The organism is Variovorax sp. P4_B10 (assembly GCF_056402375.1).
Genome location: NZ_JBFUHN010000049.1, coordinates 1 through 23,854, shown reverse-complemented (window position 1 = coordinate 23,854; position 23,854 = coordinate 1). Strand labels below are relative to the sequence as shown.

Below are 23,854 nucleotides of genomic sequence, written 5' to 3'. Positions count from 1 at the left end.
CCACCCTCCAGGGTGAGGCGCGGCTCGCCTTGGGGCGGTCCGGCGGCGACTGTCGAGCACGGATAATCCCGCCTCCCATGAAGAACATCGTGATCCTGATCTCCGGCGGCGGCTCCAACATGGCGGCCATCGTGCGCGCCGCGGAACGCGACCGCTGGGCCGAGCGGTTCGACGCGCGCGTGGCGGCGGTCGTCAGCAACAAGGCGGAAGCCGGGGGGCTTGCGCTCGCCAGGTCGCACGGCATCGAAACCGCCGTGGTCCCGCACAAGGAATTCCCGACCCGCGAGGCCTTCGACGAAGCGCTGGCAAAGGCTGTCGACGTGCATTCCCCGGCGCTGGTGGTGCTGGCGGGGTTCATGCGCATCCTGACGCCGGGCTTTGTCGGGCGTTATGCAGGCCGGCTTATCAACATCCATCCTTCGCTGCTGCCGGCGTTTCCCGGGCTGAACACCCACCAGCGCGCCATCGATGCGGGCTGCAAGGTGGCCGGCGTGACCGTCCACCAGGTCACCACCGAACTCGACCACGGACCGATCCTGGCGCAAGCCGTCGTGCCGGTGTTGCCGGACGACACCGCCGCGACGCTGGCGGGCAGGGTTCTGGCGCAGGAGCATCAGTTGTATCCACGCGCCATTGCCGGATGGTTGTCAGATACATCGCGTCACATTCGTTAAATTTGTTTATATTCGCGGGTCTTCGGGAGTTAGAAGTGAAGAAGAAAACCCAATCGCTGCTGCCGACTGTTGCCGTTGCCGCCCTGGTGGCGGGCTGCGCTGCGTCGGCACCGGCGCCCGCACCAGCCTCCGCCGCCCGGCCGGCGCCCGTGTATCAGTGCAATGCCGATGGCGCCAGATTTGCCGTTGGCCAGCTGTTGACGCCGCAGCTCGAAGCCGCAGCCCGGGTTCGCGCCGGCGCAGGAATCGTGCGCGTGCTGAAGCCCGGCGACGTCGTCACGATGGAACTCAACGGCGGGCGACTCAACCTCGATGTCGACGTGCGCAGCCGCGTGACCGACGTTCGCTGCGGCTGATACGGATCGCGGAAGTCCGGCTAGATCAGCGTGAATCTTCGCTGCGGCACGCCATCGATGTCGACGGTTTCCCCGAACATCGCGGCGGGGCGGACCCAGAGGCCGTGAGCCCCGTAGAGGGCGCGGTACAGCGTCATGGGCTCGAGGGTCTCGCTGTGGCGCACGGTGCCCAGGACTTCGTATTCGCCGCCCTTGTAGTGGCGGTAGCGGCCAAGCGGCGTTTCGATCAGGGGTGGCAGGTCGTCGTCGTTCAACGGGGGCTTCTTTCTTCAAAAACTGTCGGTGCTTGATTTGACGGGAGTCGAATGGATCGCGCGGATTTTGTTCACCTGGTTCGGCTGAGCGAGCATGCCAGTGCCGACGACAGCGTGCGCTACCGGCGCAGCGTCGCAGCATTTGCCGCGCTCGGCTACCTGTGGGTGCTGGGCTGTCTCGGTCTCGCGGTGGGCATCATTGTCTGGGTGGTTTCGGCCCTCGGGCGCGAACGTTTCAATTTCACGCGCGGCTGGCTCCTGGTCTTTGCCGCGGGGCTGCTCTGGGCCACGCTGCGTGCGCTCTGGGTGCGCTTCGACGAGCCCGAGGGCAGGGCGCTTTCGCGCGCCGATGCGCCGGCCCTCTTCGAAGCGCTGGACCGCATCCGCGGCAAGATCAAGGGCCCGCCGGTCCACCATGTCTACCTCGACGACGACTTCAACGCCAGCATCCGCCAGGTGCCGCGCTTCGGCCTGTTCGGCGGCGCGGTCAACTCGCTCAGCATCGGCCTGCCGCTCCTGATGATGCTCGACCGGCGGCGGCTGCTGTCGGTGCTCGCGCACGAATACGGCCACCTGCGCGGCAACCACGGCAAGTTGAGCGCCTGGATCTACCGCACGCGGCTTTCCTGGCTCAAGCTGGACGCCAACCTGCAGCGCAACGAAGGCGTGATGGCGCTGTTTTCGCAGGCCTTCTTTCACTGGTACTTCCCGCGCTTTGCGGCCAAGACCTTCGCGCTGGCCCGGCAGGACGAGTACGAGGCCGACCGCATCTCGGGCCGGCTGCTGGGCACGACCGTGGCCGCCGCCGCCCTGACCGAGATCGCGATCAAGGGCAGCTGGTACGCCAACGAGTTCTGGCCCTCGCACTGGGCCCGCGCCGAACTGGAGCCGCAGCCGCCGGGGCCGTTCGCGGCCCTGCACCAGCGTGCCCGTACGCCGCCGAGCGACGACTTCGCCCGCCAGGCGCTGCGCGAGGCGATGCGCCGCGTCAGCGACCTGGACGACACCCACCCGGTGCTGCGTGACCGGCTGGAGGCGCTGGGCCAGAAGGCGGTCCTGCCACCCTGGTCGGAGCGCCCGGCACTCGAACTGCTGGCCGACAGCGCCAAATGGATCGGACATTTCGACAACCAGTGGCGCCGTGCCCATGCCAGTGACTGGAAGCAGCACCATGCGCACCGGTCGCGCATCCGCGAGCGCATCGGGGTGCTGGCGGCGCGCGGCGAGCGCAACACGCCCGACGAGATGGTCGAGTGGGCCGATTCCGAGCGCCGGCTCGATCCGGCGGCACCTGTGCGCGTCCGCTATGAGAGTGCCCTGAAGATCGCGCCGGAGCATCCTGGAGCGTTGCGCGGCCTGGTCCAGATGCTGCCGGTGAGCGATCGCGGCGCCCGCCTCGCGGTGCTCGAGCAGCTGCACCGGTCCGGTGCAGCCAGCCGCTGGTGGGCCGCCAAGAGCGCTGTCGCTTCGCTCGAAGACCCCGATGCCGGGCCGCACGATGAAGAAGCGCTCAAGCTGTGGCGCGGCCGGCTCAAGGAAGCAGAAGAGGCCGAGGCGCGTGCCTGGGAGGAAATCACCGGCACGCCTTTCTTCAGCCAGGTCACGCGGCACGACCTGAATGACCACGAGTTGGGCGAACTGAGGGCGGATTTCGTGCGCTGCCTTCCCGTTTCGCGGGCCTGGCTGGTGCGCAAGAACCTGCGCGAATTTCCCTGGCGCCGTGCGTACATCGTGTTCGTCGAACTGCCCGGGCTCGACGATGACGACCGCTGGCAGCTGTGCCGCCAGCTCGAGCAGACGCTGAGCCTGCCGGGCGCGGCGCTGGTACTCTGGGCCGGCCATTCGCCCACGCTGGCGGACATCGAGCAGCATGCTTTCGGGGCGGTCTGGACGCGCGAGGCTTGACCGGGCGACCGCCTGAGACAATCGGGGGATGCACCCCAAAGCCCTGTTGGAGGCCACCGCCGATCTGGTCGGCCTTGTCCTGAAATTCGATCACCCGGCCGACCAGGTCGTTTCGCGCTTTTTCCGCGACCACCGCGAGTTCGGTCCGCGCGAGCGCGCCACGCTGGCCGAGACCGTCTACACCGTCCTGCGCAAGAAGCTCTTGTTCGACCACCTCTCGCCTTCGGGCAGCGGTTCGAAGGAGCGCCGCATGGCGATCCTCGGCTTCTACGGCCCGCGCGACTTCCTCAAGAGCGCACTCAACGACACCGAGAAGCGCTGGCTCGACAACTGCGATGCCGTCAAGCAGGAGGACCTGCTCGAACGCCATCGCCACAACCTGCCCGAATGGCTGGTGGCGCCGCTCAAGGCCCAGCTCGGCGACGGCTTCTGGCCGCTGGTCGAAAGCCTGCAGCAGCCGGCGCCGCTCGATCTGCGCGTCAACGCGTTGACCGACAAGCGGGCGGAAGTGAAGGAAGAGCTTGCAAAGGCTGCTATCAAATCGGAAGCAACGCCGTTCTCGCCCTGGGGCTTGCGCATCGAAGGCAAGCCGGCGCTGACCAAGCTCGACGCGTTCACTCGCGGCGCGGTCGAGGTGCAGGACGAGGGCTCCCAGCTGCTGGCGCTCCTGCTGGATGCCAAGCGTGGCGAGATGGTGGTCGATTTCTGCGCCGGCGCGGGCGGCAAGACGCTGGCCATCGGCGCCACGATGCGCAATACCGGCCGTCTCTACGCTTTCGACACCTCGGCGCACCGGCTCGACGCGCTCAAGCCGCGGCTGGCGCGCAGCAAGCTGTCGAACGTCCACCCGGCTGCGATCGCGCATGAGCGGGACGACCGGATCAAGCGCCTGGCGGGCAAGATCGACCRCGTGCTTGTCGACGCCCCCTGCTCGGGGCTTGGAACGCTGCGCCGCAATCCCGACCTGAAATGGCGCCAGTCGCCCAAGTCGGTGGAAGAGCTGACGGTCAAGCAGACGGCGATCCTGCAAAGCGCTGCCCGGCTGGTGAAATCGGGCGGGCGGCTGGTTTATGCCACCTGCAGCGTGCTGCCAGAGGAAAACGAGGCCATTGCCGAGGCTTTTGGCGCCGCCAACCCCGATTTCGAGCCCCAGGACGCCGCAGAACTGCTGCAGGGGCTCAAGGTGGAGGGTTTCGAGGCGCTTTGCGCCGGCGGGGCGGACGGCAGGCGCTACCTGCGGCTGTGGCCGCACCGTCATTCGACCGACGGTTTCTTTGCGGCGGTGTGGAACCGCAAATAGGGGCGGGACTCCAAATTAGGGTTAATCAGCGCTTTTCCTGAGGGGTAAAAGGCCTCGTTCTGGCCTTGCCCCCTTAAAATCGCTGGTTATCTAAAGGCTGCACCTTCGTGTGGCCATGGAGTACCTGACTCAATGTTGCTTCCTGACTCTGCCGTTCTCAATGCGGCCATCCAATGGCTTGGACACGGCTTGTGGGACATCACATGGTGGCAAGTCGTGCTGTACACGCTCGTCACCACGCACATCACGATTGCCGCGGTCACGATCTTCCTGCACCGTACGCAGACGCACCGTGCCATGGATCTGGGCCCGATCCCCTCGCACTTCTTCCGCTTCTGGCTGTGGCTCGGCACCGGCATGGTGACGAAGGAATGGGTTGCCATTCACCGCAAGCACCACGCCAAATGCGAAACGCAGGAGGACCCGCACAGCCCGCAGGTCAAGGGCATCGACGAAGTGCTCTGGCGCGGCGCCGAGCTTTATCGCGCCGAGTCGAAGAACAAGGAAACGATGGAGCGCTACGGTCACGGCACGCCCGATGACTGGATCGAGCGCAACCTCTACACGCGCTACAGCTGGCAGGGCGTCGGCCTGATGCTGATCATCAACCTGGCGCTGTTCGGCACGCTCGGCATGGCCGTGTGGGCTGTCCAGATGCTCTGGATCCCGATCACCGCCGCCGGCATCATCAACGGCATCGGCCACTACTGGGGCTACCGCAACTTCGAGGCGCCCGATGCCAGCCGCAACATCATGCCCTGGGGCCTGATCATCGGTGGCGAAGAGTTGCACAACAACCACCACACGTACCCGACGTCGGCCAAGTTCTCGGTCAAGAAGTACGAATTCGACATCGGCTGGATCTACATCCAGATCATGCAGGCGATCGGTTGGGCCAAGGTCAAGAAGGTGCCGCCGAAGATGCAGATGGGCGACATCCAGCCCGTGGCCAACGAGAAGACGCTCGAGGCTGTCATTGCCAACCGCTACGAAGTCATGGCCGGCTATGCCCGCGAAATGCGCCGTGCGACCAGCGAAGAGCTGGCCCAGCTCAAGACCAAGGGTGCCGACCTGTCGGTGCTCAAGGCAGCCAAGCGTTGGCTTCACCGTGACGACGACAAGGTGCCTGCATCGGCCCGCACGCATCTCGTGCAGGCCCGAGCCGCCCACCCGGTGCTCGACAAGATGGTGACGATGCGTGAAGAGCTGCGTCAGCTCTGGCTGAACACGTCGCAGTCGCGCGAGCAGCTGGCGGCCGATCTGGCGGCCTGGTGCCACCGTGCGGAAGCCAGTGGCATTGCGGGCCTGCGGGAGTTCTCGACCCGCCTGCGCGCTGCGCGCGCCTGAGTCGCGGGTTTTCTGAATTGAAAAAGCCGGCCTGCGGGCCGGCTTTTTTACGCCTGCCGACTGTTCGACATACAGCGGCGGACAACAAAAAACCCGCTGGGTAAGCAGCGGGTTCTTGTTTGGAAAACCAGGGCCGAATTACTTCAGCTTGATTTCCTTGTATTCGACGTGCTTGCGTGCCTTGGGGTCGAACTTCATGATCGACATCTTTTCAGGCATCGTCTTCTTGTTCTTGCTGGTCGTGTAGAAGTGGCCGGTACCCGCGGTGGATTCCAGCTTGATCTTTTCGCGTCCGCCTTTGCTCGTTGCCATGATTCAGCTCCTTAAGCTTGGCCGCGTGCACGCAGGTCTGCGAGCACGGCGTCGATACCGTTCTTGTCGATCAGGCGCAGTGCAGCGCTCGAAACGCGCAGGCGAACCCAGCGGTTTTCGGTCTCGACCCAGAAACGGCGGTATTGCAGGTTCGGCAGGAACCGGCGCTTGGTTTTGTTGTTGGCGTGGGAAACATTGTTTCCGACCATCGGGCCTTTGCCCGTTACGTCGCATACGCGTGCCATGTGGACACTCTTTCTTGAACAGCTGGCACCGGCGCAATCGTGGCTTGCGCCGGTGATTGCAGGTGTTTTGCAGCTTGACCTCGCCAGAAACGGGTGGCGGTACCCCGGCTTTGCCGCAACTCCTTGGAAGAGCTCTATTTCGGCAAAGCCTTGGATTATAGCCCTTTCGGGCGGCCTGGCGTTTAGAGGGTGCCGTCCTGCTCGAGGAAGCGCTGCGCATCCAGGGCAGCCATGCAGCCGGTGCCCGCACTCGTGATGGCCTGGCGGTACACGTTGTCCTGCACGTCGCCGGCGGCGAAGACGCCCGGAATGCTGGTCATCGTGGCGAAGCCCTGCAGGCCGGAACGGGTCAGGATGTAGTTGTCCTTCATCTCCAGCTGGCCCTGGAAGATATCGGTGTTGGGGTGATGCCCGATGGCAATGAAGCAGCCCTTGAGGTCGATCTGCTCGGTCTCGCTGGTTTGCGTGCTCTTGATCCGGATGCCCGTCACGCCCGTGTCGTCGCCCAGCACCTGGTCGAGCTCGTTGTGCAGCTTCAGCACGATCTTGCCTTCGGCGACCTTCTCCTTGAGTTTGTCGATCAGGATGGGCTCGGCGCGAAACTTGTCCCGGCGATGAACCAGCGTGACCTTGTTCGCGATGTTGGCGAGGTACAGCGCTTCCTCGACGGCCGTGTTGCCGCCGCCGATCACGCAGACCTCCTGCTCGCGGTAGAAGAAGCCGTCGCAGGTTGCGCATGCGGAGACGCCGCGTCCCATGAACTTCTGTTCCGAATCGAGGCCCAGGTACTTGGCGGAAGCGCCTGTGGCAATGATCAACGAATCGCAGGTGTACGTGCCGCTGTCGCCGGTGAGGGTGAAGGGGCGCTTGCCCAGGTCGACCTTGTTGATGTGGTCGAACACGATCTGCGTCTTGAAGCGCTCGGCATGCTCGAGAAAGCGCTGCATCAGCTCCGGCCCCTGGACGCCATGCACGTCGGCCGGCCAGTTGTCGACCTCGGTGGTGGTCATCAGTTGGCCGCCCTGGGCGATGCCTGTGATGAGCAAGGGCTGAAGGTTTGCGCGGGCTGCGTAGACGGCGGCGGTATAGCCGGCCGGGCCGGAGCCCAGAATCAAAACCTTGGCGTGTTGGGGAGCGGACATGAGTAGAAAACCTAGGATATGCGCTGCTTCAGCGTGTACATTTTCAGGGTGGTAGCGATATATATGGAGTATCACCGCCCGGTTCAACACCGGGTGCACGGTGTTTTCAATGCGCGCGATTGTAGTAATCCATCGGCTTGCCTTTGGAATCGGTTCAGCGCGCCGTATCAGGGATTGATTAATGTCGATGCTGTCCAATCTTGAATTGCTTCGGCGCGTTCCTTTGTTCGCGTCGCTGACGGCCACGCAGTCCGCAAGCATTGCGGATGCGATCATCAAGAAGCGTTTCAAGCGTGCCGAAGTCGTCGTGGAGCAGGGCAAGAAGTCCGATGCGCTCTACATCATCCTCACCGGCCGCGCCCGCGTGACCAGTGCCGACAGCCGGGGCCGCGAGGTCATCCTGGCCACGCTGCACCCCGGCGATTACCTCGGCGAAATGAGCCTCATCGATGACGAGCCGCACTCCGCCACGGTCCGCACCGAGATCCAGTGCGACGTTCTCATGCTGGGCCGCGACGCGTTCGCGCGCTGCCTGCCCGAGAACTCGTCGATGGCCTACAACATCATGCGCGGCCTGGTGCAGCGCCTGCGTCATGCCGACCGGAAGATCGAGTCCCTGGCGCTGATGGACGTCTATGGCCGCGTGGCGCGCTCGCTGCTCGAGTTCGCTGTCGAGGACGCTGCGGGCAACCTGAAGGTGCGCGACAAGATCTCCCGCCAGGATCTGGCAAAGATGGTCGGCGCCTCGCGCGAAATGGTGAGCCGCGTGATGAAGGATCTGGAAGAGCGCGGTTTCGTTCAGACCCAGGACGATGGGTCGATGATCGTCAAGGAACGGCTCCTGACGCTCACTTGAGCCTTCGGGCCGGGCGCTTCTGGCGGCCACGGCCTTTTGTTGTAGTGTTCGTGCGTTCGGCTCCCGATTTCCAGGGCCGGGTGCCGTGTTTTTCATGACCTATTCGCTCAATACGCTTCAATCTTCTTCTGCTGCCGATGGGCAACCCGTGCGCATGCGCGCCATGCGCTTCGCCCACGAAATCACGCTGATCGCCGGATTCGCAGCGCTGTTGTTCTGGCTGCTCGCCATGCTGAGCTTCACGCCTTCCGACGCGGCCTGGTCGACATCGGGCACCGGCGGCGAGGTCAAGAACTGGGGTGGCCGCATCGGTGCCTGGCTGGCCGATGGCAGCTACTTCCTCGCGGGCTATTCCGTCTGGTGGTGCCTTGCAGCGGGTTTGCGTGCATGGCTCTCATCGCTGGCCAACTGGCTGCGTGGTGGCGAAACCGCACCGGCCGAGCAGCCACCGCGCGGCCGCTTCAACCGCAGCCGCCTGGCCTTCTGGTTTGGCCTCGTCCTGCTGTTGTGCGCCAGCGCGGTGCTCGAATGGTCGCGTCTGTACCGGCTCGAATCGCACCTGCCGGGTTCGGGCGGCGGCGCCCTGGGCTATCTCGTCGGGCCGGCCAGCGTCCGCTGGATGGGCTTCACCGGTTCTGCCTTGATGGCCATCGCCGGCGGCGTGATCGGTTCGGCGCTCGTCTTCCGTTTCTCGTGGAGCCTGATTGCCGAACGCATCGGTGCGCGGGCTTACTCGCTCTTCGAGTCGCGCCGTGAGAAGCGCGAAATGGCAGCCGACATTGCCATGGGCAAGCAGGCCGCCCGCGAACGCGCCGAGGCCGACGAGCCGTCGTTCACCCGCAGCGATTCGGGCAAGGGCAGCGAGCCGGCCTTGACGACCGATTTCCCCGACGACGAAGAGATCCGCATCGAGCCCCCCCCCAAGCGCCGCACGCCTTCGCCGCCGGTGCAGATCGAACCCGCGATGACCGAAGTGCCCAAGAGCGATCGCGTCGTCAAGGAACGCCAGAAGCCGCTCTTCAAGGAACTGCCCGACAGCAAACTGCCGCAGGTCGACCTGCTCGATGCCGCACTGGTGCGCCAGGAAACGGTCTCGGCCGACACGCTCGAGATGACCTCGCGCATGATCGAGAAGAAGCTCAAGGACTTCGGCGTCGAGGTGCGCGTGGTGCTGGCCTCGCCGGGCCCGGTGATCACGCGCTATGAAATCGAGCCCGCCACCGGCGTCAAGGGCTCGCAGATTCTCGGGTTGGCCAAGGACCTGGCGCGTTCGCTGTCGCTGGTGTCGATCCGCGTGGTCGAGACCATCCCGGGCAAGAACTACATGGCGCTCGAGCTTCCGAACGCCAAGCGCCAGTCGATCAAGCTCAGCGAAATCCTGGGCTCGCAGATCTACAACGAAGGCAAGTCGATGCTCACCATGGGCCTCGGCAAGGACATCATCGGCAATCCGGTGGTGGCCGACCTCGCGAAGATGCCGCACGTGCTGGTGGCCGGTACCACCGGCTCGGGCAAGTCGGTGGGTATCAACGCCATGATCCTGTCGCTGCTCTACAAGGCCGAGGCACGCGACGTCCGCTTGCTGATGATCGACCCGAAGATGCTCGAAATGTCGGTCTACGAAGGCATCCCGCACCTGCTGGCGCCCGTGGTCACCGACATGCGCCAGGCGGCGCACGGCCTGAACTGGTGCGTGGCCGAAATGGAGCGCCGCTACAAGCTCATGAGCAAGCTCGGCGTGCGCAACCTGGCCGGCTACAACACCAAGATCGACGAAGCCAAGGCGCGCGAGGAGTTCATCTACAACCCCTTCAGCCTCACGCCCGACGATCCGGAGCCGCTCAAGCGCGAGCCGCACATCGTCGTCGTGATCGACGAGCTGGCCGACCTGATGATGGTGGTCGGCAAGAAGATCGAGGAGCTGATCGCCCGCCTCGCGCAGAAGGCGCGCGCCGCCGGCATCCACCTGATCCTGGCCACGCAGCGGCCCAGCGTGGACGTGATCACCGGCCTCATCAAGGCCAACATCCCCACGCGCATCGCGTTCTCGGTGGGCTCCAAGATCGACAGCCGCACCATCCTCGACCAGATGGGCGCCGAGGCGCTGCTGGGCATGGGCGACATGCTCTACATGGCCAGCGGCAGCGGCCTGCCGATCCGCGTGCACGGTGCCTTCGTGAGCGACGAGGAAGTGCACCGCGTGGTGGCCTACCTCAAGAGCCAGGGCGAGCCCGACTACATCGAAGGCGTGCTCGAAGGCGGCACGGTCGATGGCGACGGCGATGGCGACCTGCTGGGCGGCGGCGACGCGGAGAAAGACCCGATGTACGACCAGGCGGTCGAGGTCGTGCTCAAGAACCGCAAGGCCAGCATCTCGCTGGTGCAGCGCCACCTGAAGATCGGCTACAACCGCGCCGCGCGCCTCGTCGAGGACATGGAAAAGGCTGGCCTGGTCAGTGCCATGAGCGGCAGCGGCCAGCGCGAAATCCTGGTGCCCGCGCGCACCGAATAATTGGTGCGGCAGCGACGCACAATTCCGGTTACGTGCTGAAAGGCAATTTGCAGAAGCGCTCCTGGGCATTGCAAATCTTCATGAAGACCTACACCTGCCGCAATTCGGGGCGGGTAGGGTCGATGCCCAGTGCAATAGCTTTTCCGAGGAACCCAAATTGAAAATCCGCCATTGGCTACTGATCGGTCTTCTCTGCTCCGCCAACGCCTGGGCCGGCGGCCTTGAAAGCCTCGAGACCTTCGTGAAGACGGTCAAATCCGGCCGCGCCGAATTCACCCAGACCGTGACCGCACCGTCGCGCGAAGGGCAGCCGGGTCGTGTCAAGACTTCGACCGGCATCTTCGAATTCCAGCGGCCCGGAAAATTCAAGTTCGACTACCGCAAGCCCTTTGCGCAAAGCATCGTCGCCGACGGCAAGACGCTGTGGCTCTACGACGCCGACCTGAACCAGGTCACGCAGCGTCCCCAGGCGCAGGCGCTCGGCTCCACGCCCGCGGCCCTGATTGCCGCAGCGCCCGACCTGCGCGCGCTGCAGGCCGACTTCACGCTCGAAGCCGCGCCCGAGCGCGACGGCCTCGAGTGGGTCAAGGCCACGCCGAAGAACAAGGATGGCCAGCTGCAAAGCGTACACGTCGGTTTCCAGGGCGATGCACTGGCGGCGCTCGAAATCCTCGACAGCTTCGGCCAGCGATCGGTGCTCAAGTTCAGCAAGGTCGACGTGAATCCGGCGCTCCCCGCCAGCGTGTTCGATTTCAAGGCGCCCGCCGGCGCCGACATCGTCAAGCAGTAACCACAGGTTTGGCCACCAGCTCCCACCAACCCCTCGCCGAGCGTCTTCGCCCCAAGACGCTCGGCGAAGTGATCGGCCAGCAGCATCTGCTCGGCCCGGGCATGTCGCTGCGCATCGCCTTCGAGTCGGGCCAGCCGCACTCCTGCATCCTCTGGGGCCCGCCCGGCACCGGCAAGACCACCATTGCGCGGCTGATGGCCGATGCCTTCGATGCGCAGTTCCTGAGCATCAGCGCGGTCCTGGGCGGCGTGAAGGACATCCGCGAGGCCGTCGATCGGGCCACGTCCGCACGCGACGGCCTGGAGCAGCAGCGCACCATCATCTTCGTCGACGAGGTGCACCGGTTCAACAAGAGCCAGCAGGACGCCTTCCTGCCGCATGTGGAGTCGGGGCTTTTCACCTTCATCGGCGCGACCACCGAGAACCCCTCGTTCGAGGTCAATTCGGCCTTGCTGTCGCGGGCGGCGGTGTACGTGCTGCAGCCGCTCACCGAGGGCGATCTCAAGCAGATCGTGGCCAAGGCCCAGGCGATCCAGGCGGTTCCGGCCATCGACGAGACGGCCATCGACCGCCTCGTCGCCTATGCGGACGGCGATGCCCGCAGGCTGCTCAACACGCTCGAAACGCTGGCCGTCGCGGCCCGCGCCGAGAAGCTCGGGAACATCACCGACGAATGGCTGCTGCGCGTGCTCGGCGAGCGCATGCGGCGCTACGACAAGGGCGGCGAGCAGTTCTACGACACCATCAGCGCGCTTCACAAGTCGGTGCGCGGCAGCGACCCCGATGCCGCGCTCTACTGGTTCGTGCGCATGCTCGACGGCGGGGCCGATCCGCGCTACATGGCCCGGCGCCTCGTGCGCATGGCCAGCGAAGACATCGGCCTGGCCGATCCGCGCGCGCTGCGCCTGGCGCTCGATGCCGCCGAGGTCTACGAGCGGCTCGGCACGCCCGAGGGCGAACTCGCGCTGGCCGAATGCGTGGTCTACCTGGCGATCGCACCCAAGTCGAACGCGGTCTACAAGGCCTACAACGCGGTGCGCGCCCTCATCAAGAAGGACAGCACACGACCGGTGCCCATGCACCTGCGCAATGCGCCCACCAAGCTCATGAAGGAGCTCGACTACGGTAAGGGTTATCGCTATGCGCACGACGAGGAGGGCGGTTTCGCCGCCGGCGAACGCTACCTTCCCGAAGGCCTGGAAGGCCAGGTCTTCTACGAGCCGGTGGACCGCGGACTCGAGATTCGCATCGGCGAAAAGCTGCGCGAATTGCGCCGCCTGAACACTGAACGCGACGATTGATACTGTCTTGCAACCTGTGTGCGTGCCGCGCATGAGTTCACTCCCATACAGCATGACGTGAGCGGGTAAACCCCGGTCGCTGCGCACCAAATCAGCGCTGGTGCGTGCTTACAATCCCGCCCACAAATCCGCCAGCGACACATGCTGGCTGGTTTTTTGCTTGGTCACCAAAGGCGCCAAACCGGTGCCACGGTGGGTGAACGGCACCCCGCAACGGTGCAACACATAGGGAACGCGTTATGGAAATATTGCTGCAGCAGATCATCAACGGTCTGGTACTCGGCAGCATGTATGCCTTGATAGCCTTGGGCTACACCATGGTGTACGGCATCATCAATCTGATCAACTTTGCGCACGGTGAAGTGCTGATGGTGGGGGCGCTGACCAGCTGGACCATCATCGGCCTCATGAAGGACGGCATGCCCAACACGCCGGGCTGGCTGATCCTCATCATTGCGCTGATCATTGCCTGCGTCGTCGCGGCAACACTCAACTTCGTGATCGAGAAGGTGGCCTACCGGCCCCTGCGCAACAGCCCCAAGCTCGCGCCCCTCATCACCGCCATCGGCATGTCGATCCTGCTGCAGACGCTGGCGATGATCATCTGGAAGCCGACCAACAAGGCCTACCCCAACCTCCTGCCCACCGACCCCATCCACGTGGGCGGTGCCGTGATCTCGCCGACGCAGGTCATGATCCTCAGCGTCACGGCGTTCTCGCTCGTGGTGCTGATGTGGCTGGTCAACTACACGAAGCTCGGCCGCGCGATGCGCGCCACCGCGGAGAACCCGCGCGTCGCAGCACTCATGGGCATCCGCCCCGACATGGTCATCTCGGCCACCTTCATCATCGGTGCCGTGCTCGCGGCCATCGCCGGTGTGATGTATGCCTCCAACTACGGCATCGCACAGCACGCGATGGGCTTCCTGCCCGGCCTCAAGGCCTTCACCGCAGCCGTGTTCGGCGGCATCGGCAATCTGGCCGGCGCCGTGGTCGGCGGCATCCTGCTCGGCCTCATCGAAGCCATCGGCTCGGGCTACATCGGCACCCTCACGGGTGGCGTGCTGGGAAGCAACTACAGCGACATCTTCGCGTTCATCGTGTTGATCGTCATGCTCACGCTGCGGCCCTCGGGCCTGCTCGGCGAGCGCGTGGCGGATCGGGCCTGAGGAGCAGAACACCATGAAGAACAGCAAGAACCTCGCTCTCTACATCCTCGGCGTCGTCGCCGTGCTCGCCCTGCCGATCTTCCTGCAAAGCCAGGGCAATGCCTGGGTGCGCATCGCCGACATCGCGCTGCTCTACGTGATGCTCTCGCTCGGCCTGAACATCGTGGTCGGCTACGCCGGTCTGCTCGACCTGGGCTATGTGGCCTTCTTTGCGATCGGGGCCTACCTGTACGCGCTGATGGGCTCGTCGCACCTGACCGAAACCTTCCCGTGGTTCAAGGCCATGTTCCCGAACGGGCTGCACACCTCGCTGCTCATCGTGATACCGCTGGCGCTCGTGGTGGCCGGCATGCTGGGCGTGCTGCTCGGTGCGCCCACGCTCAAGCTGCGCGGCGACTACCTCGCCATCGTCACGCTGGGCTTCGGCGAAATCATCCGCGTGTTCCTGAACAACCTCGACCAGCCGGTGAACATCACCAACGGTCCCAAGGGCATCACGGCCATCGACTCCATCAAGTTCTGGGGACTCGACCTCGGCAAGGCGTGGAAGTTCGACGGCTTCAGCATCTCCTCGGTCACGCTCTACTACTACCTGTTCCTGGCGCTGGTGGTCGCGACGATCATCATTTCGCACCGCCTGCAGATGTCGCGCATCGGGCGCGCCTGGATGGCCATCCGCGAAGACGAGATTGCCGCCAAGGCCATGGGCATCAACACCCGCAACATGAAGCTGCTGGCCTTCGGCATGGGCGCGAGCTTCGGTGGCGTGTCGGGCGCGATGTTCGCGGCCTTCCAGGGCTTCGTCTCGCCCGAGTCCTTCAGCCTGATGGAGTCGGTGATGATCGTGGCGATGGTGGTGCTCGGCGGCATCGGGCATCTGCCCGGCGTCATCCTCGGTGCCGTGCTGCTGGCAGCTTTGCCCGAAGTGCTGCGCTATGTGGCCGGCCCGCTGCAGTCGCTGACCGATGGCCGCCTCGACGCGTCCATCCTGCGCCAACTCTTCATTGCACTCGCGATGATCATCATCATGCTGGTGCGTCCGCGTGGCCTCTGGCCATCGCCGGAGCATGGCAAGACGCTGACGAAGCGGGGCGGCGTGCCCGTCGATCCGGCCCATGCGGCGGTGGCCCCAGGCTCGCTGCAGACCCATGCGCCGGGCATCGATACACCCGCCGACGAAGTGCCGGGTGCGGCTTCGCGTCCCATGTCGATCAATCCGTGAGCACAGAGGACACAGACATGACGACAGACACCATCCTCGACGTTCGCGGCATCTCCAAACGCTTCGGCGGGCTGCAAGCCCTCTCGGACGTTGGCATCACCATCAAGCGTGGCCAGGTCTACGGCCTGATCGGCCCGAACGGCGCCGGCAAGACCACCTTCTTCAACGTGATCACCGGGCTCTACACGCCCGACAGCGGCACCTTCGAGCTGGCCGGCAAGCCCTACCAGCCGACGGCCGTGCATGAAGTGGCCAAGGCCGGCATCGCGCGCACCTTCCAGAACATCCGCCTGTTCGCCGAAATGACGGCGCTCGAGAACGTGATGGTCGGCCGCCACATCCGCACCCACTCGGGCGTCTTCGGCGCCATGCTGCGCACCGGCAGCTTCAAGGCCGAAGAAAAAGCCATTGCCGAGCGCGCCCATGAACTGCTCGACTACGTGGGCATCGGCAAGTTCGCCGACTACAAGGCGCGCACGCTGTCGTACGGCGACCAGCGCCGCCTCGAGATCGCACGTGCATTGGCCACCGATCCGCAACTCATCGCGCTCGACGAGCCTGCCGCCGGCATGAACTCGACCGAGAAGGTGCTGCTGCGCGAGCTGATCGACCGCATCCGCAAGGACGACCGCACCATCCTGATCATCGAACACGACGTCAAGCTCATCATGGGCCTGTGCGACCGCGTCACCGTGCTCGACTACGGCAAGCAGATTGCAGAAGGTACGCCCGCCGACGTGCAGAAGAACGAAAAAGTGATCGAGGCTTACCTCGGAACGGGAGGCCACTGAAATGAGCACAGCAACGATGACGAGCGAAGAAGAAACCCGTGCCAACGCCGTGCAGGCCAAGGCGGCGGGCAAGATGCTGCTCAAGGTGCGCGGCCTGAAGGTCGGCTACGGCGGCATTCAGGCGGTGAAGGGCGTGGACTTCGAGGTGCGCGAAGGCGAACTCGTGTCGCTGATCGGCTCCAACGGCGCCGGCAAGACCACCACCATGAAGGCCATCACCGGCACGCTGCCGGCCGGGGCCGGCGAGATCGAATTCCTGGGCCGCAGCATCAAGGGCCGCGGCGCCTGGGATCTGGTGGGCGAAGGGCTGGTGATGGTGCCCGAGGGCCGCGGCGTGTTCACGCGCATGACGATCACCGAGAACCTGCAGATCGGCGCCTACATCCGCAAGGACAAGGCCGCCATCGCGAGCGACATGGAGCGCGTGTTCGTCACTTTCCCTCGCCTGCGCGAGCGCAAGGACCAGCTGGCCGGCACCATGTCGGGCGGCGAACAGCAGATGCTTGCCATGGGCCGCGCGCTGATGGCGCGCCCCAAGGTGCTGCTGCTGGACGAACCCACCATGGGCCTGTCGCCGATCATGTGCGACAAGATCTTCGAAGTGGTGCAGACCGTGGCCTCGCAGGGCGTCACGATCCTGCTGGTGGAGCAGAACGCCAACCGCGCGCTGCAGCTGGCCGACCGCGGCTACGTGATGGAGTCGGGCCTTATCACGATGAACGGCGATGCCAAGGAACTGCTGCGCGACCCGCGGGTTCGCGCCGCGTACCTCGGCGAATAACTCAGTCGACCTTTGCGCCGGTGGCCTTGACCACCTTCTCGTATTTGGCCAGTTCGGTCTTCATGAAAGCGCCGAACTGCTCGGGCGAGTTGCCAACCGGCTCGGCCAGCAGCGAGGCAAAGCGGGTCTTCGTCTCCGGCGCGTTCAGCGCGGCGACGAAGGCCTGATTGAGCTTCACGACCACGTCGTGCGGCGTGCCGGCCGGCGCGACCAGCCCCCACCAGGTGTCGATCGAGAAGCCCTTGAGCGTGTCGGCCACCGGCGGCACCTCGGGCAGCGAGCTGCTGCGCTGCAACGTCGTCACCGCAATCGCCTTCAGCTTGCCCGAGCGGATGTTCGGTGCCGCGGTCGCGAGGTTGTCGAAATTGAAATCGACCTGGCCCGAGATCAGCGCCAGCTGTGCCGGGTTGCCTCCGTTGTACGGGATGTGCAGCGCGAAGATGCCCGCTTCCTTCTTGAACAGCTCGCCCGCCAGGTGGCCGGCGCTGCCGTTGCCGCCGCTGCCGTAGTTGAGCTTGGCGGGATTGGCCTTGGCATAGCGGATCAGGTCGGCCACCGTCTCGATGTGGAGCCGCTTGGCCGTTTCGGCGTTCATCACCAGCACGTTGGGCACGCGGACCATCTGCGTGATCGGCGCGAAGTCGGTGGAGGCGTTGAACGGGATCTTGCTGTAGAGCCACGGGTTGACCGCGTTGGTGGCGGTGGCCGCGATGCCGATCGTGAGGCCGTCCGGCGGCGCCTTGGCGACGATGTCGGCACCGATGTTGCCGCCCGCACCGGGCTTGTTGTCGATGATGACCGGGCCCAGCGCGTCTTTGACGCGTTCGGCCAGCATGCGCGCGGTGACGTCGATGGGGCCGCCGGCGGCATAGGGCACGACGAGGCGGACGGGACGTTGTTGTTGGGCTGCTGCCTGGCCGGTGGCAAGCAGCGTGGCGCTGGCGAGCAGGGTGAGGAGGAGGTGTCTCGTTTTCATTTCTTGTCTGTGTCTTGTCTCTCGGGGAATCAGGGCAGCGCCTTGTCTGCTTCCGTGGTGAACGCGTCGGCAAAGAACTCTTCTTCGGGCAGGCCCGCCAGCGCCACGTAGTCGCGCTTGGCCGAGTCGACCACGATGGGCGCGCCGCAGGCATAGACCTGGTGGCCCGACAGGTCGGCAAAGTCGTCCAGCACCGCCTGGTGGACGAAGCCGGTGCGGCCGGTCCAGTTGTCGTCGGGCGTGGCGTTGGAGATCACGGGCACGTAGCGCAGGTTCGGCATCTCCGCCAGTTGCGCGCGCACCCATTCGTCCATGTAGAGGTCTTCGGGGCGGCGGCCGCCCCAGTAAAGCGTGGCGGGCCGGTCGATTCCCTTGAACGTCATGTGCTCGAGCAGCGCCTTGATGGGCGCGAAGCCCGTGCCCGAGGCCAGCAGGATCATCGGCTTGTCGGAGTCCTCGCGCAGGAAGAAGCTGCCGAAGGGGCCTTCGATGCGCAGGATTTCCTTTTCCTTCATGACGCCGAACACGTGGTCGGTGAACTTGCCGCCCGGCAGGTGCCGCAGGTGCAGCTCGATGCCCGTGCCCGGCTGGCCCAGCGTGTGCGGCGCGTTGGCCATCGAGTAGCTGCGGCGTGCGCCGTCGCGCAGGATGAATTCCACATACTGGCCCGCATGGAACTGCAGCGGCTCGCCGGCCGGCAGCTGCAGGCGCAGCATCATCACGTCGTGCGATTGACGCGTCAGGCCCAGCACCCGCACCGGCATCTTGCGGATCGGCAGCGCCCCGGCTTCGGTCACCTGGCGCGATTCGAGCACCACGTCGCTCCTGGCATGGGCGCAGCAGGTCAGCACGTAGCCCGCGAGCTGTTCCTCGGCGCTCAGGGCCTTGCTCTGGTGAGGGCCGAGGGTGACCTCGCCCGAGAGCTTCCTGCACTTGCACGAGCCGCAGGCGCCGTCCTTGCAGCCATAGGGGAGGCCGATGCCTTGCCGGATGCCGGCTGCCAGGATGGTTTCGTCGCCGTGGACCACGAAATGGCGGCCGCTGGGCTCGACGGTGATGGAAAAGCCCGCATCATGCGGCGCTGCAGCAGTCATCTGTATTCTTCGGCTTGTTTTCAGCCTGGGTCTGAAAGGGAAAGGGAAGAGGATTTTGCCTTCAATCAATAGCCCCTCCGGCGCGCTGCCGGCACGCTTTCGCCGCGAGCGCCTTCTGATCGTCGGTTGCGGCGACGTCGGGCAGCGGGTGGCGCGTGATCTGCGGGGACGCATGCAACTGGTGGCGCTCACTTCGTCGGCCGAGCGGGTTGCGGCGCTGCGTGCGGCTGGAATTCGCCCGTTGGTGGGCAATCTGGACGATCCGGCCACGCTGCGCCGGCTGGCGGGCATTGCCACGCGGGTGCTGCACCTGGCGCCGCCTGCGCGCGACGGCGGAGCCGCCTGGTGGCGGGACCAGCGCACCACGGCCCTGGCGCGCGCGCTGCGGCTGCGCTCGGTGCCTTCGGCGCTCGTCTACGGCTCGACCAGCGGCGTCTATGGCGATTGCGGCGGCGCGCGCGTGAGCGAAACGCGCGGCGTGCGGCCCGATACGCCACGCTCCCATCGGCGCGTGGACGCCGAGCGTGCCGTGCGCTGGCTTGGCCGCAGTGCCGGCGTGCGCGCGAGCATCCTGCGCATCCCGGGCATCTATGCGCCGGACCGCGAAAACGGCACGCCGCGCGGCCGCCTGCAGCGCGGCACGCCGGTGCTGCGGCGCGAGGACGACGTCTACACCAGCCACATCCATGCCGACGACCTGGCGCGCGCCTGCGAGGCGGCACTGTTCCGGGGGCGGCCGCAGCGCATCGTCCATGTCTCGGACGACACAGAGCTGCGGATGGGCGACTACGTCGATCTGGCCGCCGACCTCTACGGCATGCAGCGCCCCCCGCGCGTGGCACGCGAGGAGGCCGAGCGCCAGTTGCCGCTGCAGTTGCTGAGCTTCATGGGCGAATCGCGGCGGCTCGACAACACGCGGCTCAAGCGCGAACTGCGCGTGCGGCTTGCGCATCCGACCGTGCACACCGGCCTGCGCGCCGACGCCTGACAACGCCATGCCCAGCCTGCCTGCGGCGGCCTTTCACTTCGTCGATCGCGCCAACTGGGCCGCGGTCCGGGCGCAAGGGCTGTGCAGCACCGAGGAGCTGCTGAATCGCGGCGCCTTCGGTCTGGAGGTCGAGGCTGCCGTGCGCGCCCATCGCTCGCAGGGCGTGACCTTGCCCGATGGCCGCTACATCCGCGACCAGCGGCCGATGCCGCCGCAGGCGCTGGCGCGCTGTCTCGACCCGGGCCTGGCGCAAGCCGACTGGTACGCGCTGCTCAATGGCGGTGTGTTCTTCTGGCTCGACCCTGATCGCGTGGAACGCCATCGCACCGCCTTGAGCGGCCGGCCACAGGTGCTGCTGACCTTCGATGCCAGGGCGCTGGCGGCCGCCTACGAGGCGGTGGCCCATGTGACCCCTTTCAACATCGGCAGTGCCGTGCGCAAGGCGGCGGCGCGCGGGTTGCGCACGCTGGTGCCGGTGGCGCAATGGCAGGCGCAGGGGTGGGTGTCGGAAGCGTTGCCGGAGCAGCCGGTGCGAGCGGCCAGCCATCGGCCGGCGGAGCTGGTCCTGCGGGCGGCCGTGCCGGATGCGATGCGCTTCGTCACTGCGACCGAGACCATCGACACGAAAGGCGATTGATCTATCCCTGTCTTGCAGGATCCGCGCACTCGGGGGCTGCTTCGTCGAGCGCGAGCACGAGCCGCTCCACGAGGCGCGTGCTGTAGGGCTGCAGGGGGTGGATGTCGTCCGCCATCTCGGCGGGATCGAAGCGCACGGCACCCCAGTCGGCGAACATCGCGCCTTCCTCGTTGGCGACGCGGCGTGCGGTGGTGTCGTATTCGTCGCGCAGCGGCATGCGCCGGGCCTTCACTTGCGAGAGGCCGGTGACGATCGACGTCTTGCCCGCAGCCTTGACGTAGTCGACCATCGCGCGCAATGCCGGCTCGTAGGAGTAGCGGTAATTTCGTATGTCACATCTCTCATGGATTACATCGGCGGTAGGCATATCTTCTTGGCCGAAGCTCACGGAGAGAGTCATGTGAAAACTCGTGGACGACTTTTGTGCAGAAACTGGCGCTTAAAGTGAATGAATATCAACGACCATAGACAAATAAAATTTGACCGCCGTCACGAATTCCGTGTATCGTACGTACTTGATCTACATATAACGCGCGAATGGCAAAACGACATTATTCAGGCACCGATTTGGTGTCTCAGGTTCGAAGGTGTCAAGAGCTTCTAATGGCTCGTACCGGACTCGACGAGTTTCATGAAACAGTGAAGTTGCTCTTTGCGAAGGCGAGCCATGAGCGTTCTGGAAAGAGCAATCGCCTCGACTATCAGACGGCACAGGAAATCTTGAGGGCAAAACATGATGTCGTACAAAGGTTCGTCGACGGAAGTACCCAGATATCAGCGCCCCAAGATGTTGCCAACGAATGCCTGAATGTACTTGAGCCCACGAACCTTACATCCATTGGGTTCGAGGCGCTTGACGCGGCCTTTGAAGGAATGACCTCGTACGAGGCGAAATCGGATAAAGGACAGTTCTTTACTCCCCGTCATGTAATCGATTTTTGCATCGATGTCCTAAGACCCAGTCACGGAGAATCTGTTTGTGATCCTGCATGTGGTAGTGCAGCATTTCTTCACAGTGCATTAAAATTCGCCGATTCTAAGAAGCTCGAGCTATATGGATTTGACATCTCAAGAAAGGCCATGAAGACGGCAAACTTGATGTCGTACTTTGCTTGTGGAGACTCCCTACACTTGAGTCAGCTAGATTCTCTGGCTCTCCAAAACGTTGGATTAATTGATCCGTGCGAGCATACGTTGGAGCAAATTATGAAGACCGATGGAAGGGAATTTTCGGGATTCGATGTGATTGCAACAAATCCACCATTCGCAGGCGACGTAAGTAGCGCCGATTTTGCTTCACAATATGAGACGGCAAGATTTAGTGCCGGAAAAGTAGAGAGGGATGTCCTTTTTCTTGAGCGTTGCATCAAGCTTCTGCGTCCCGGCGGAAGAATGGCGATTGTGCTTCCAGATAATAAGATCTCTGCGGTTAAGTTTGCCTTCGTACGCCGTTGGCTCATTTCTCAAGCAAGCATCATTGGCGTGGTTAGTCTGCATTCCAATACATTTCGACCCTATACTTCTCAGAAGGCGGCAGTTCTGTTTGTTCAAAAACCAAACAACGGCAGAGTCGTGGCAAACCAGATTGAGTTGTATCGTTCTGATAAGCCTGGCAAGAACACATCAGGCGAATACGTCTACTCTAACGGCAAAATCGACCATGATTTGGGCCAAATAATGAGTGACTTGACTGAAAAATGGAAAATCTAAACAGTATTGCCGTTTCCTCCAATGCACTAGGTCGCGACAGCTCTTTGTCGCCGGAGTATTGGATCTCTCAACGTAGCACTACTAGGATGACAGATGGTTCGACCATTAGCGAGTTTGCCCTCATTGGAAGCCGAGGTACGTCCCAAATTCCGTCGACTGCGTTGGTTCTCGATACCGGAAATGCCGATCGAGGCTTACTTAGCCTAAAGTCGCTCGGTGCAGACTCAAAAGGAAGGGTAAGTCACAAAAAGGTTGTGCCAGAGGGGGCCGTGATCGTATCTCGCCTTCGTCCATATCTGCGGCAGATAACGTACATCCCTGTTGGGACGCTGGCAAAGCTAGATGTGACAGCGATCCTCTGTTCGACGGAGTTTTACGTTATCAATCCCAAGGATCAAGGCGAGAGCATTGCCTTTATGGTTCCTTGGTTGCTATCTAAGGAAGTCCAGAAGATACTTGAAGATGCAACAACCGGAGGCCACCATCCACGATTCGACGAAGATTTGTTGAGCAGATTGACGATTCCGAAGAGCGTTTTAGAGAAACGACAAGCGGTGAGTGCAGAGGTCGATCGTCTAATAAAATCGCACTTAGATGCTCAGCTGGGGCTTGCAAAAATCGTCGGAAACGTTGACTAGCCTTCCGCTGCCTCGTCGGGTGCAGGTGGCAAAAGGTTCAGTTGGTCGGTTGCAAAGCTCCATGGCGAAGGATATGCTCCCTTAGAGGCAAAAGACGCGCCATGTTTTGCCAAGAAGATGTGCAATGATTTCAATGGGATGCGCTTGAGCTTTCCGAAATTCGTATCTTCATTGTAGTCATGGCCTTCGCTCTCTTTTCGTCCATAGTAGAGCGTATTCAGAGGCGCGTCGAGCTTGAACTTTTGCTTGCCAATTCTGCTAAGAATGGTTGGCGTTTCGTAATCACCAAACCATCGCCCGCCAGCAGAAGTAAGTCTGTGATCGCGTGCCAAGATGCAATCGATTACCGGAAAGATGCCTAAGTCAACAATAACCGGTGACAGGAGAGAAGGGTCGCGGGCGGTCGGTTCAAGTTGATAGACCAGAAGCAATAGCGCATCTTCGTCGGGCCTGACATTCTTCGTTGTCACTTTCTGAGTGAGCCGAGCGGATGGCTCTCGTCGCGTCGGCGGCTTCTTAAGTTTAACTGCGACGTTGTCTTTGAAAAGGCCTTTTAGCTCCAGCCTATAGCCAGATCCATGCCCAAAATCCGGATATCCTTCGCGATCGCCAAGAACGCCTGGGCCTTTCGTTAGGCCGATCCCAAGGGACAATGCGATTGAAGGAAGTAGTGCATCGGTTAAAGTACCGATGATCGTACCTATTTGAGAGGGTTCGAATTGGCTGGCTGCTTCGACGGGAATTCGAAGATTCGTGATCTCGTGATTAATCAGCGGGCGAAGAGCRTCGAGTAGTTGTTGTTGTGCTTCGGCCGTTCGAATACTGCCCCATTTGCCTGCCATGCTGCCCACCTC

The 23,854-nt window shown here is 63.6% G+C and carries 25 protein-coding genes; 17 read left to right on the top strand and 8 right to left on the bottom strand.

Translation table 11 applies throughout. The features are described 5' to 3' along the window. The first annotated feature begins 77 nt into the window (after positions 1-77). Together purN and AC1DXX_RS21620 are read left to right on the top strand one after the other, a co-directional pair. Positions 78-674 (top strand): phosphoribosylglycinamide formyltransferase, encoded by a 597-nt coding sequence (purN, locus tag AC1DXX_RS21625; RefSeq protein WP_478136263.1) that lies wholly within the window; start codon positions 78-80, stop codon positions 672-674. A gap of 35 nt (positions 675-709) precedes the next feature. Continuing rightward, positions 710-1,030: an I78 family peptidase inhibitor gene (locus AC1DXX_RS21620; RefSeq protein WP_478136262.1), complete on the top strand. Its 321-nt coding sequence runs from the start codon at positions 710-712 to the stop codon at positions 1,028-1,030. Between the two features lie 20 nt (positions 1,031-1,050). On the opposite strand, the gene AC1DXX_RS21615 is transcribed toward AC1DXX_RS21620, so the two are convergent. Continuing rightward, on the bottom strand, positions 1,051-1,284 hold the full coding sequence (locus AC1DXX_RS21615) for a DUF1653 domain-containing protein (RefSeq protein WP_478136261.1): 234 nt from the start codon (positions 1,282-1,284) through the stop codon (positions 1,051-1,053). A 51-nt stretch (positions 1,285-1,335) separates the two neighbouring features. On the opposite strand from AC1DXX_RS21615, the gene AC1DXX_RS21610 reads away from it, so the two are divergent. The 3 genes from AC1DXX_RS21610 (at position 1,336) to AC1DXX_RS21600 (ending at position 5,836) form a co-directional block, all read left to right on the top strand. After that, complete coding sequence (locus AC1DXX_RS21610; protein ID WP_478136260.1) at positions 1,336-3,189, top strand: M48 family metallopeptidase; 1,854 nt, start codon at positions 1,336-1,338, stop codon at positions 3,187-3,189. A gap of 28 nt (positions 3,190-3,217) precedes the next feature. Then, positions 3,218-4,489 (top strand): RsmB/NOP family class I SAM-dependent RNA methyltransferase, encoded by a 1,272-nt coding sequence (locus AC1DXX_RS21605; RefSeq protein WP_478136259.1) that lies wholly within the window; start codon positions 3,218-3,220, stop codon positions 4,487-4,489. Positions 4,490-4,621: 132 nt separating this feature from the next. Beyond that, complete coding sequence (locus tag AC1DXX_RS21600; RefSeq protein ID WP_478136258.1) at positions 4,622-5,836, top strand: DesA family fatty acid desaturase; 1,215 nt, start codon at positions 4,622-4,624, stop codon at positions 5,834-5,836. 138 nt (positions 5,837-5,974) lie between these two features. On the opposite strand, the gene rpmG is transcribed toward AC1DXX_RS21600, so the two are convergent. The 3 genes from rpmG to trxB all read right to left on the bottom strand — a co-directional run bounded on the left by rpmG (position 5,975) and on the right by trxB (position 7,535). Then, a complete protein-coding gene (gene rpmG, locus AC1DXX_RS21595) occupies positions 5,975-6,148 on the bottom strand; it encodes a 50S ribosomal protein L33 (protein ID WP_007830291.1) in 174 nt (57 codons plus the stop codon). Between the two features lie 11 nt (positions 6,149-6,159). Beyond that, on the bottom strand, positions 6,160-6,393 hold the full coding sequence (rpmB, locus tag AC1DXX_RS21590; RefSeq protein WP_007830293.1) for a 50S ribosomal protein L28: 234 nt from the start codon (positions 6,391-6,393) through the stop codon (positions 6,160-6,162). Between the two features lie 182 nt (positions 6,394-6,575). After that, positions 6,576-7,535: a thioredoxin-disulfide reductase gene (gene trxB, locus AC1DXX_RS21585; protein WP_478136257.1), complete on the bottom strand. Its 960-nt coding sequence runs from the start codon at positions 7,533-7,535 to the stop codon at positions 6,576-6,578. 181 nt (positions 7,536-7,716) lie between these two features. Between trxB and AC1DXX_RS21580 the strand changes: the two genes are divergently transcribed. From AC1DXX_RS21580 to AC1DXX_RS21545, 8 genes are all read left to right on the top strand, one after another. Next, the gene (locus AC1DXX_RS21580; protein ID WP_478136256.1) at positions 7,717-8,391 is read left to right on the top strand and encodes a Crp/Fnr family transcriptional regulator; all 675 of its coding nucleotides are present in this window, start codon (positions 7,717-7,719) and stop codon (positions 8,389-8,391) included. Positions 8,392-8,485: 94 nt separating this feature from the next. Further along, on the top strand, positions 8,486-10,903 hold the full coding sequence (locus AC1DXX_RS21575) for a DNA translocase FtsK (RefSeq protein ID WP_478136255.1): 2,418 nt from the start codon (positions 8,486-8,488) through the stop codon (positions 10,901-10,903). A gap of 157 nt (positions 10,904-11,060) precedes the next feature. Beyond that, positions 11,061-11,693, top strand: coding sequence for an outer membrane lipoprotein periplasmic chaperone LolA (gene lolA / locus AC1DXX_RS21570; protein ID WP_478136254.1), 633 nt, complete (start codon positions 11,061-11,063; stop codon positions 11,691-11,693). Between the two features lie 8 nt (positions 11,694-11,701). Continuing rightward, a complete protein-coding gene (locus tag AC1DXX_RS21565) occupies positions 11,702-12,994 on the top strand; it encodes a replication-associated recombination protein A (RefSeq protein ID WP_478136253.1) in 1,293 nt (430 codons plus the stop codon). 239 nt (positions 12,995-13,233) lie between these two features. Next, positions 13,234-14,163: a branched-chain amino acid ABC transporter permease gene (locus AC1DXX_RS21560; protein WP_478136252.1), complete on the top strand. Its 930-nt coding sequence runs from the start codon at positions 13,234-13,236 to the stop codon at positions 14,161-14,163. A gap of 13 nt (positions 14,164-14,176) precedes the next feature. Then, complete coding sequence (locus AC1DXX_RS21555) at positions 14,177-15,385, top strand: ABC transporter permease subunit (RefSeq protein WP_478136251.1); 1,209 nt, start codon at positions 14,177-14,179, stop codon at positions 15,383-15,385. Positions 15,386-15,402: 17 nt separating this feature from the next. After that, positions 15,403-16,176, top strand: a complete 774-nt coding sequence (locus AC1DXX_RS21550) for an ABC transporter ATP-binding protein (protein WP_478136250.1) — start codon at positions 15,403-15,405, stop codon at positions 16,174-16,176. A gap of 16 nt (positions 16,177-16,192) precedes the next feature. Continuing rightward, entirely contained in the window at positions 16,193-16,957 is a 765-nt protein-coding gene (locus tag AC1DXX_RS21545) for an ABC transporter ATP-binding protein (RefSeq protein ID WP_478136288.1), read from the top strand. 1 nt (position 16,958) lies between these two features. Here the strand turns inward: AC1DXX_RS21545 and AC1DXX_RS21540 are convergent, their stop codons facing one another. Both AC1DXX_RS21540 and AC1DXX_RS21535 read right to left on the bottom strand, forming a co-directional pair. After that, positions 16,959-17,933 carry a Bug family tripartite tricarboxylate transporter substrate binding protein gene (locus AC1DXX_RS21540; protein WP_478136249.1) on the bottom strand — a complete coding sequence of 325 codons (975 nt, stop codon included), beginning with the start codon at positions 17,931-17,933 and terminating at the stop codon, positions 16,959-16,961. 29 nt (positions 17,934-17,962) lie between these two features. Next, positions 17,963-19,027 carry a CDP-6-deoxy-delta-3,4-glucoseen reductase gene (locus AC1DXX_RS21535; protein ID WP_478136248.1) on the bottom strand — a complete coding sequence of 355 codons (1,065 nt, stop codon included), beginning with the start codon at positions 19,025-19,027 and terminating at the stop codon, positions 17,963-17,965. 55 nt (positions 19,028-19,082) lie between these two features. On the opposite strand from AC1DXX_RS21535, the gene AC1DXX_RS21530 reads away from it, so the two are divergent. Together AC1DXX_RS21530 and AC1DXX_RS21525 are read left to right on the top strand one after the other, a co-directional pair. Continuing rightward, positions 19,083-20,015, top strand: a complete 933-nt coding sequence (locus AC1DXX_RS21530; protein WP_478136247.1) for an SDR family oxidoreductase — start codon at positions 19,083-19,085, stop codon at positions 20,013-20,015. A gap of 7 nt (positions 20,016-20,022) precedes the next feature. Beyond that, complete coding sequence (locus tag AC1DXX_RS21525) at positions 20,023-20,652, top strand: DUF7002 family protein (RefSeq protein WP_478136246.1); 630 nt, start codon at positions 20,023-20,025, stop codon at positions 20,650-20,652. Between the two features lies 1 nt (position 20,653). Here AC1DXX_RS21525 and AC1DXX_RS21520 read toward each other — a convergent pair whose 3' ends face one another. Then, positions 20,654-21,019 (bottom strand): hypothetical protein, encoded by a 366-nt coding sequence (locus AC1DXX_RS21520; protein ID WP_478136245.1) that lies wholly within the window; start codon positions 21,017-21,019, stop codon positions 20,654-20,656. A gap of 236 nt (positions 21,020-21,255) precedes the next feature. On the opposite strand from AC1DXX_RS21520, the gene AC1DXX_RS21515 reads away from it, so the two are divergent. Together AC1DXX_RS21515 and AC1DXX_RS21510 are read left to right on the top strand one after the other, a co-directional pair. Then, on the top strand, positions 21,256-22,362 hold the full coding sequence (locus tag AC1DXX_RS21515; protein WP_478136244.1) for an HsdM family class I SAM-dependent methyltransferase: 1,107 nt from the start codon (positions 21,256-21,258) through the stop codon (positions 22,360-22,362). Beyond that, positions 22,350-23,000, top strand: a complete 651-nt coding sequence (locus AC1DXX_RS21510) for a hypothetical protein (protein WP_478136243.1) — start codon at positions 22,350-22,352, stop codon at positions 22,998-23,000. The genes AC1DXX_RS21515 and AC1DXX_RS21510 overlap by 13 nt, the downstream gene beginning before the upstream one ends. Here the strand turns inward: AC1DXX_RS21510 and AC1DXX_RS21505 are convergent. Continuing rightward, positions 22,997-23,854: hypothetical protein (locus AC1DXX_RS21505; protein ID WP_478136242.1), on the bottom strand; the 858-nt coding region annotated here is incomplete at its 5' end. The genes AC1DXX_RS21510 and AC1DXX_RS21505 overlap by 4 nt on opposite strands.